The sequence below is a fragment of the Carboxylicivirga mesophila genome, from assembly GCF_018271975.1.
Taxonomy (GTDB): domain Bacteria; phylum Bacteroidota; class Bacteroidia; order Bacteroidales; family Marinilabiliaceae; genus Carboxylicivirga; species Carboxylicivirga mesophila.
Window position 1 is genome coordinate 1 of sequence record NZ_JAGUCN010000062.1, and the last position, 1,618, is coordinate 1,618.

General features: G+C 45.9%; 2 protein-coding genes. Both read right to left on the minus strand.

The window, feature by feature from the left end; translation table 11 throughout:
• A partial coding sequence (locus KEM09_RS21975; RefSeq protein WP_342344017.1) for an FGGY family carbohydrate kinase occupies positions 1-176 on the minus strand: 176 nt, incomplete at its 3' end.
• Positions 177-253: 77 nt separating this feature from the next.
• The coding region (locus KEM09_RS21765) for an L-fucose isomerase (protein ID WP_212232055.1) at positions 254-1,618 on the minus strand (1,365 nt) is incomplete at its 5' end.

The following is a 1,618-nucleotide window of genomic DNA, read 5'->3' on the forward strand; positions in this document are numbered from 1 at the left end:
AGTTTATTCCATAACTTGTCTAAATCCCATATTCTTCCACCAGGGTAATTCGGATCTTCATCCGTGTCATTGCCCATGGCATGCGAAGCAATAATGAGACCTTTTTTATCCATCGCAATCACTCTTACGTTTGTTGCTCCGCAGTCAAAAACGATTGCTATATCTTTTTGCATCATAATGGTTTATAAAACAAGACTGTGGGCCGGGAGACGGCTTTCACCATCTGCACCAGCCCTTGTCAATCTCAGGATATTTATTTAATGCCATAAAGCGAACCATAATTGGCACATGCTCTGTAGTCGGAGCCTTCCTTGTCTTCGCCAAAGGATGCCCAAGCACTCGGACGGAATACATCGTCATCACTCACATTGTGCATACAGACTGGTATACGAAGCATAGAGGCTAAAGTGATTAAATCAGCACCAATGTGACCGTAACTAATGGCACCATGATTAGCACCCCAGTTGGCCATTACCGAGTATACATCTTTAAAAGCCCCTTTACCATTGACCCTTGGAACAAACCAGGTTGTTGGCCATGTAGGATTGGTTCGCTCGGTTAATACCTCGTGGATACCTTCTTCCAGCTCCACGGTCCATCCCTCTGCTATTTGCAGCACCGGTCCAAGGCCTTTCACCAGGTTGATACGGCTCATGGTCACCGGCATTTCACCTTCAGTATTAAACTGAGAAGAAAAACCACCACCGCGGAAATACTCACGATCAGCCTGCGGCCATAAGGTGTTATCCAAGCATTTTTGAGCTTCTTCCTCGGTAATTTCCCAGAAAGGCTTCATCGCCGGCTTTCCTTCGGCATCTCTTTGCTGGGCTGTTGCATCCAGTGTGGTAGAGCCTGAATTAATCAGGTGGATAATTCCGTTTTCTGACAGTCCTCTCAAGGTTTTTCCGGTGACACGTTTCACCGCATCAGGACTCCAGTAGGTGCGTACATCAGAGAATATCTGGGCTGTATTTGAAAGCAGATGACCGAATAACATCGGTACCGCATTTAAACTATCATTCTCGGTGGCCAGTACAAAAGCCTGACGGATGCCATTCCAGTCGAATGAGGAGTTAAGGATGGCTTCGGTATAATCAGCATTTGGCTGATAGTCGGTCCACTGGCGCTGCCCCTGGAATCCTCCCATAATGGCATTACGTCCCAGTCCTTCTTCACGGAAACCTTTTGCAATCACTCTTTCATTGCCAATCATCATATCACGGCAAATCAGCGTCATTTTAACCACGGTTTCCCACTCGGCATCTTTACGCGACTGGTCAACCTGTTTTTCGGGCTTGTTGCGGTCTGCACCCTCTTTGCAATTCTTCTTTGTCCAGGCTAAAGCTTTTTCGTACTCATCCTTATCATAGATTTCTTCGTCTATACGACGTAAAATCTCCGTTGAGTCAACAAACTCCGTACGAATGCCTAAATAATCCTGAAAGAAATCAGCATCTACCATTGAACCGGCAATACCCATTGAACTATAACCGATAGACAGGTATGATTTACCATTCATCTGAGCAACGGCCAAACCGGCTTTTACAAAGCGAATGATCTTCTCCTGCACATCAGCAGGAATAGTTGTATCACCCACATCCTGCACATCACGACCATA